General features: G+C 74.4%; 5 protein-coding genes and 4 tRNA genes. 5 read left to right on the top strand and 4 right to left on the bottom strand.

All coding sequences use genetic code 11. The features are described from left to right. Positions 1 to 76: 76 nt before the first annotated feature. From AB0H83_RS16720 to AB0H83_RS16730, 3 genes are all read right to left on the bottom strand, one after another. On the bottom strand, positions 77 to 1,945 hold the full coding sequence (locus AB0H83_RS16720; RefSeq protein ID WP_360093736.1) for an Hsp70 family protein: 1,869 nt from the start codon (positions 1,943 to 1,945) through the stop codon (positions 77 to 79). An 89-nt stretch (positions 1,946 to 2,034) separates the two neighbouring features. Then, the gene (locus tag AB0H83_RS16725; RefSeq protein WP_360093739.1) at positions 2,035 to 2,844 is read right to left on the bottom strand and encodes a protein phosphatase 2C domain-containing protein; all 810 of its coding nucleotides are present in this window, start codon (positions 2,842 to 2,844) and stop codon (positions 2,035 to 2,037) included. After that, the gene (locus tag AB0H83_RS16730) at positions 2,844 to 3,494 is read right to left on the bottom strand and encodes a hypothetical protein (RefSeq protein WP_360093742.1); all 651 of its coding nucleotides are present in this window, start codon (positions 3,492 to 3,494) and stop codon (positions 2,844 to 2,846) included. The genes AB0H83_RS16725 and AB0H83_RS16730 overlap by 1 nt, the downstream gene beginning before the upstream one ends. 440 nt (positions 3,495 to 3,934) lie before the next feature. On the opposite strand from AB0H83_RS16730, the gene AB0H83_RS16735 reads away from it, so the two are divergent. Then, positions 3,935 to 5,659, top strand: a complete 1,725-nt coding sequence (locus AB0H83_RS16735) for a hypothetical protein (protein ID WP_360093745.1) — start codon at positions 3,935 to 3,937, stop codon at positions 5,657 to 5,659. Positions 5,660 to 5,692: 33 nt separating this feature from the next. On the opposite strand, the gene AB0H83_RS16740 is transcribed toward AB0H83_RS16735, so the two are convergent. Then, positions 5,693 to 5,768 (bottom strand) — tRNA-Gly (locus AB0H83_RS16740). Positions 5,769 to 5,849: 81 nt separating this feature from the next. On the opposite strand from AB0H83_RS16740, the gene AB0H83_RS16745 reads away from it, so the two are divergent. The 4 genes from AB0H83_RS16745 (at position 5,850) to AB0H83_RS16760 (ending at position 7,267) form a co-directional block, all read left to right on the top strand. Then, positions 5,850 to 6,875: a CapA family protein gene (locus AB0H83_RS16745; protein ID WP_360093793.1), complete on the top strand. Its 1,026-nt coding sequence runs from the start codon at positions 5,850 to 5,852 to the stop codon at positions 6,873 to 6,875. 121 nt (positions 6,876 to 6,996) lie between these two features. Next, positions 6,997 to 7,069: transfer RNA gene (locus tag AB0H83_RS16750), tRNA-Gly, on the top strand. A 17-nt stretch (positions 7,070 to 7,086) separates the two neighbouring features. Next, positions 7,087 to 7,157, top strand: a tRNA-Cys gene (locus AB0H83_RS16755). Positions 7,158 to 7,195: 38 nt separating this feature from the next. After that, a tRNA-Val gene (locus tag AB0H83_RS16760) sits at positions 7,196 to 7,267 on the top strand. Positions 7,268 to 7,382: the final 115 nt, after the last annotated feature.

Consider the following 7,382-nt stretch of genomic DNA (forward strand, 5'->3'; position numbering starts at 1 on the left):
CCGACGGCGACCGCGGTGCGCGGCGCACGGAGCATCCGCGCACAGTACCCGTGGCGGGCGCCGGCCGGCGGGTGGGTCAGTCGGCCCAGGCGGCGACGCCGTCGAGGCTGGTGACGACCGCGTGCCAGGCGTGCCGGACGGCGCCGGCGTCCAGGGCGTCCAGGCGGCGCCGGGCGGACCGGCCGGCGAAGGCCCGGTCGGCGTCGCGCAGCAGCGTGTCGACCGTGTCGAGCAGGCTCCCCTCGGCGAGGAGCGCACCGACGTCGTGCAGGTCGAACGCCTCCGCCAGCTCGACGGCGACGTCCCTCGCCGCGATCAGCAGGTCCGGCATCCACTGCTGCGGCGGGTACCCGAGGTTGTACTGCACCAGGTCCAGGTCGACCTGCTCCTCGTCGCCGCCCTCCCGGACGAACGCCACGAACCGCTCCTGGACCTGCGCCCAGCCGGCCAGGCCGGCGAACTCGTGGTGGGCGTCGCGCAGCAGGTACCCGGCGAGCCCGTCGACGCTGCGGAACAGCAGCGGCCCGCCGCCCCGGCCGAGGAACACGGTGCCGTCCGCGAACCTCGCCCGGATCGTCCAGCCGCTGCCGGACGGCAACGCGAGCTGCAGCGGCTGGAACGGTGCCTCCCGCCACGCCTCGCCCGGCATGAACGCCCCCGGCCGCGGCAGCCATCCCCACAGCCGCCCGCCGTCGTCGCCGCCCGCCGCGGCGGCCAGGGCCGCCGGCTCCGGCACGGCCCGCGGCTGCGGCACCGCCGGGGTGCGCGCCGGCTCCGCGTAACCAGCGGCCGGCACGGCCACTGGGGTGTGCGCAGGCTCTGGGTGGCCGGCCGGCGCGGTCGCGGGGGTGTGCGCCGGTTCCGGGTGGCCGGCGGTCAGCACGGTCGCGGGGGTGTGCGCCGGTTCCGGGTGGCCGGCGGTCAGCACGGCCACGCTGCCCTCGGCGGCCAGGAGCTCCGGGTGGTCGAGGGCGACCGGGGCGACGCCGGCGACGCGTTGCAGCAGGGTCGCGACGAGCGGGAGGCGGGTGCCGCCGCCGGCCAGGTACACCCCGGCGACCGACGCCGCGTCGACCCCGGCGTCGCGCATCGTGCGCAGCGTCAGCTCGGCGGTGGGGCGCACCAGCGGCGTGGCGAGCACGTCCAGGTCCTGCGGGGTCAGGGTCACCTCGCCCCGGCCGGGGACGGGCACGACGGCGCCGGCCCCGGTGCTCAGCAGCTCCTTCGCCCGCCGGGCCTGCTCCAGCAGCCGCCACCCGGCCGGCCCGCCCGGCCGGTGGCCGGTGCCGGGCGCCACCGTCAGCAGGTGCGCGGCGATCGCGGCGTCGAGGTCGAGGCCGCCGGCGCCCGTCAGGCCCGCGGTGGCGACGACCTGCGGGCCGGCGGCCGTCACGCGCAGGACGGTGACCTCGAAGGTCGCGGCGCCGAGTTCGTACACGACGAAGCACCGACCGGCAGGGACAGGCGCCTGCCGCCGGCCCAGCACGGTGCGGGCAACCGCGACCGGGGAGGGCACCAGCGTCACGGCCGGCAGCCCGGCCATCGACGCCGCGGTGAGCAGCGCGCCACGGCGGTGGGTGTCCCACGACGCGGGGTGGGTGAGGGCGGCCTCGTGCGGTGGGGTCCCGCCGGTGACCCGCAGCGCCTCGGCGTGCACCGCCCACAGGACCGCGGCGAACAGGTGCTCGACGGGGACGCCGGTGCCGCCGAGCGCGACGGAGCCGTCGGCGGCGCGCAGCTTCGGGTGGGGCTCGTAGCGGTCCGGGTCGAGGGCGCCGCCGCGCACGGCGTCACCGCCGACGGCGAGGACCCCGGCGGCCGTGTCGAGGTGGACCGCCGAGGGCAGCAGCGGCGAGCCGTCGAACAGCAGCGGCGTCACCGTCCCGCCGTCGCCGGTGAGGACCGCGGCCGTGCTGGACGTACCGAAGTCGATGCCCAGATGCATCGCCCGATGGTGCCAGCCGCCCCGCGCCGCCGGTCACCCGGCGTCGCGACCGCCCGGCCCGGGTCACGGCGCGCGGCGCGGCGGCCGGGTCACGGTCCTGCCGGCAGGCCCAGCGGGTCGGTGTCCATGCTCCGGTACAGCACGGCGCGCGGGTCGGTGTCCTCGTCCTCGGGGGCGGCGTGCGCGCCGCGGCCGGCGGTGCCGGTGTCGCCGCTGGTGGTGAGGTGGTCGACCACGACGGCGGTGACGTTGTCGCGGCCGCCGGCCAGCACCGCCCGGTGCACGAGCAGGTCCGCGGCCGCCTGCGCGGTCGGCTCGGCACGCAGTACCGCGGCGATCTCATCATCGGTGAGCTCCAGCGACAGCCCGTCGGAGCAGACGACGAACCGCTCGCCCGGCACCGGCGGCAGCACCCACAGGTCGGCGTCGGGGGCCGGCCGGGTGCCGAGCGCCCTGGTGATCACCCCGCGCCGGCGGGTGACGCTCTCCGGTGCGGTGTGGTCGACGGTGAGCTGGGTGAGGACGTCGCCGGCGAAGCGGTACACCCGGGAGTCGCCGACGTTGAACACCGCCCACAGCTCGGTGCCGCCGTCGCGCACCAGGCTGATCCCGGTGAGGGTGGTGCCCATGCCGGTGCGGACCGGATGCTCGACGGCGGAGGCGAGGATGTCGGCGTTGGCGCGGGCGACCGCGTCGTGGACGTCCTGCGTGGTCCGGTCGGGGAACCCGGCGAGTCGCCGCATCGCCTCGACGGCGAGCTCGCTGGCGATGTCCCCGGCGGCGTGCCCGCCCATGCCGTCGGCGACCGCGTACACCCCGTCGGCGACGAGCGCGCTGTCCTCGTTGCGCCGGCGCACCCGGCCGATGTCGCTGGCGGCGCCCGCCCGCACGGCCGTCATCAGGCACCCGCCGCGACGGGGGCGCCGAAGCGCTCGACCAGGGCGGCGACGACGCCGTCCCGGCTCGACGGCCGGCTGCCGGCCACGACGTCCTGCGGGCCGTCGCCCGACAGCAGCCAGGAGCCGTCGGCGGTGCGGGCGATCGCCAGCCCCACCTCCGCGCCCTCGCCGGCCTCCGCGGACCTGATCACGACGGCGGCCTCGCCCGTCCCGGCGGTGCACCGGTCGACGAACCTGGCCAGGGGCGCCACGAGGGGTTCGGCCGGGTCGAGGACCTCGACGCCGTACAGCCCGAACGGTCCCGGGTACGCGGCGAGCCGCCCGGCGCCCCCGCTGAACAGGTGCAGCTGCAGGGTGCGGGCGTCGGCGGACCCGGCCGCCTCGGTGGTCGTGTGCAGCGTCGACAGCGCGGCGACCGCCCCGAGGACCAGCGGTCCCGGCACGACGTTGCCGCCCTCCTCCGTGCACAGCCCCCGGGCGAGCAGCGACGCGACGCCCGCCGCGGTGACGATGTCGGTGGCCGCCTCCGGCTGCAGGCCGAGCCGGTGCCGCACGGCGTCCATGGCGGCGGCGCGCTCGCCGTGGGGTCCTGCGGCGGAGCGGAGCAGGAACTCCAGCTCCGCGAACGTGCACAACGTCGTGTCGGCCATACCCTGGAACGCCCCTCCTTCAAAGCCCCGTGCCCGCCGCTTGCATGATCGGCGACCGCGACGCGTCCGTCACGCGCTACGCGGGACGTCGGCACCTTTGGCTGCGCCGGCCGGGTCTGCCAGGTGCGCCGGCTGGCGGTTCGATGCCCGCCGGAGGTGCGAGCGGCGCCGGCCGGCACCGAAACGCACCGGAGGAACGGCCCGATGAGACTACCACCGCCGGCGTGCCCCGCTGCCGGACTGCTGTACCCCAGGACCGGCCACCGGCCACGTCGCTGTGAGGTTCCCGACATGACCGACTTACCGGGCGGCGTCGGCTGGGTGGCTGTGCGGCGTCGGCTGGGGCGGCTGGGTCGTCCGGACGGTAGCGGGGGCGGTGCACCCGCTGGGGTTCGCGGATCGGCTGCGGGTGGGTGACACGGCGGGGCAACGTCGAAGGGGTGAAAGGCACAACGGGGCTGAGCCGGCGCGGGGTGTTACTGGCGGCCGGGGCCGCCGTCGCCGGGAACGCACTTGCGGGCACGGGACCGGCGGCCGCCGCACCGCCGCCGGCCAAGCTGGTGCCCGTCAGCATGGCGACGCACATCCACGGGCCGTTCAGCGAGGGCGTGGCCAGCTACGCCGCGCATCTGGAGCAGGCTCGCCGGTACAAGGTCGACGTCGTCTGGTTCACCGACCATGACTTCCGCATCGCGGCGTCCGGGCATCGGCAGGCGGTGCACTTCGACGGGGTGACCGAGGACGAGCAGGGGATGGCGTGGACGTGGAAGGAGCACGCCGTCGGCAGGCCCGGCAGTCACAGCGCCGACTTCGTCGGCGCACCCCGGTCGCCGCAGGACGGGGGCGGCACGGCGCTGCGGCTGGCCGCGACGGGCGCGGGGGCGGTGCGGTTCGAGGGGGTCGCCTGGAACTCGATGGCGAACGCGTGCATCGCCGACACCGAACTCGGCCTGGACGTGCTGCCCGAGAAGGCCGGCGACGGCGGGGCGTTGACGGTGGACCTGCAGCTGTCCAACCAGCCGGGCAAGGGGATCCTGCGCATCGCGTACCACATCGGCGGCGTCGACAAGGTCACGCACGAGGCCGACGGGGCCCACGGTGTGGTGCGGCTGCCGGCCAGGGCGGGGGTGTGGCAGCGGATCACGATGGTGCCGCACGCCGACGTCGCGAAGCTGTGGCCCGACGTCGTGGCCGGGGACAACGCGCTGACCGGGCTGGCGCTGGAGGTGCGGCAGGGGCGGTTCGTGGTCGACCGGCTGACGTTCACCCGCGCCCGGCGGGCCGGGCAGGCCGGGGAGCAGCTGCGGGCGGAGGTGCTCGGGGCGGTCGCGAAGCAGTATCCGGACGTGACGCACCACCGGGCGCTGGAGATGTCGATGGTGCGGCACCTGAACTGGTTCGGCGGTGACCTGACGCTGCCCGAGTTCCCGTCGCCGCCGCTGCGGGACAACGACGCCGCGCTGACCGCGTCGATGGTGCGCCGGCTGCACGCCCACGGCGGCCTGGTCTGCTGGAACCATCCGATGGACGTGGCGAAGCGCGACGAGCTGGCGAAGCTGGTCGTGTCGCAGCGCGCCCTCGGCGCCGACCTGGTGGAGATCGGCAGGGACCCGTTCGAGGATCTGCTGTGGGTGTACGACGTCGCCGCCCGCAACTGCGTCTTCTTCACGGCGCTCGGCAGCAGCGACGATCACGACGCGACGGACTGGGCGGCGAACGAGGAGCACTTCGTCAGCCACGTCTGGTCCCCGTCGAAAGGGCGGGCCGATCTGTTGCGGGCGTTGTCGGCGGGGGCGGCCTGGTTCACGGATCTGACGTCGTACCGCGGCGCCATGGACCTGCGCGTCGGCGGGGTGTCCTACATGGGTGCGGTCCTGGTCGGGTCCGCAGCTGTCCCGGTCGATGTGTCGGCGACGAAGTTGCCGAAGGGCGCGACGCTGGAGGTCGTGACCGGTAAGGTCGGCACCGGCCTGAAACCATCCACGGAGGCCATTGTGTCGAAGACGGGGAAACAGCGGGTGGACCTGAAACCGGGGACCTACGTGCGGGCCCAGGTCCGGCTGAAGGACGCCACGATCGCCGGGGTGTCGAACCCGTTGTGGCTGCTGGCGAAGGCGCCCGCGACACCGGTCCCGGCGGCCAGGAACCGGGCGCTGCCCTACTGACGGAAAAAGGCCCGCCAGGTGGCGGGCCTTTCGTGGAGCGGACGACGAGATTCGAACTCGCGACCCTCACCTTGGCAAGGTGATGCGCTACCAGCTGCGCTACGTCCGCGTTGCGCTACAACTATAGCGCACTATTGCGGGACGGTTCCGGCAGGGGGCGGTCACCCGTTAGCGTGGCGCCGTGAGGCGAATGTTGCTCCTGGTGCCGCTGCTGCTGCTGGCGGGGTGCTCTTCGTCGTCGCCTGCCGTCGCCCGCTCCGCCGCTCCGTCCGTTGTTTTGTCGGCCTCGCCGTCCTTGACAGCGCCGGTCGACCTCACGCTGGTGTTCGCCGGTGATGTGCACTTCATGGACCGCACCGCGAAGCTGCTCAAGGACCCGGCGGCCGCGTTCGGCCCGATCGCGGCGCAGCTGTCCGCGGCGGACCTCACGATCGTCAACCTGGAGACCGCGATCACCTCCAGGGGCGTGGAGGAGCCGAAGACGTACCACTTCCGCACCACGCCCGTCGCGATCGACGCCCTGAAGGCCGCCGGCATCGACGCGGTCAGCATCGCCAACAACCACACCCTCGACTACGGCCGGACCGGCCTGCTCGACACCCTCGACGCGCTGCGCACGGCCGGGTACCCGGCGTTCGGGGCGGGCGCGAACACCGACGAGGCGTACCGGCCCTGGCTGACCACGGTCCGCGGGGTGAAGATCGCCGTCCTCGGCTTCAGCCAGGTCGGTGAGCTGTCGTCGAGCTGGGCGCCGGGCCCGGACAAGCCCGGCATCGCCATGGCCTTCGACACCCAGCGCGCCGTCGCCGCCGTCACCGAGGCCCGCAGCCAGGCCGACCTCGTGATCGTGTTCAACCACTGGGGTGACGAAGGCAACAGCTGCCCCAACGCGGCCCAGAAGACCTTCGCGGGCAAGCTCTCCACCGCCGGCGCCGACCTGATCATCGGCGCCCACGCACACACGCTGCAGGGATCGGGCCGGCTGGGTCGCACGTTCGTCGCGTACGGCCTCGGCAACTTCCTCTGGTACGGCCCCTCCAGGAGCACCGAGACCGGCCTGCTGCGCCTCACCGTGCGGGACCGCACCGTGACCAGCCGCGAGTTCCTGCCCGCCGTCGTCTCCGGCAGCGGCCAGCCGACCCTGCTCACCGGTCCTGCCGCGACCAAGCTCAGCCAGCGGTACGCCGGCCTGTCCACCTGCGCCGGCCTCGCCTGATCCCTGCGGGGCCTTGCCTGACACCCCTGCGACGCGCCGGATCCGGATACCGGTTTGGCATGGGGGATGGAGGTCGGCTAGAGTTTGCATCCGTCGCCGGGTGCAGGGTTGGCCGGGCGGTGCGGACGTAGCGCAGCTGGTAGCGCATCACCTTGCCAAGGTGAGGGTCGCGAGTTCGAATCTCGTCGTCCGCTCGGGAAAAAGTGACCACGGTGGGGTGGCCGAGAGGCGAGGCAACGGCCTGCAAAGCCGTGTACACGGGTTCAAATCCCGTTCCCACCTCGGAAAGGCCACACTTCGGTGAGGCACCCCAAAGGCTCGGGCGATTGGCGCAGTGGGAGCGCGCTTCCTTGACACGGAAGAGGTCACTGGTTCAAACCCAGTATCGCCCACCGAACCGGTGAACGCCCCCTGCTCACGCAGGGGGCGTTCACCGTTCTGGTTCGGATTCTCCGCGCACCGGCTTCGCCGGTGCTCCCCGGTGGGGGAGCTTCGCTCCACCCACAC

It is taken from the genome of Dactylosporangium sp. NPDC050688 (assembly GCF_040654515.1).
Lineage (GTDB): Bacteria > Actinomycetota > Actinomycetes > Mycobacteriales > Micromonosporaceae > Dactylosporangium.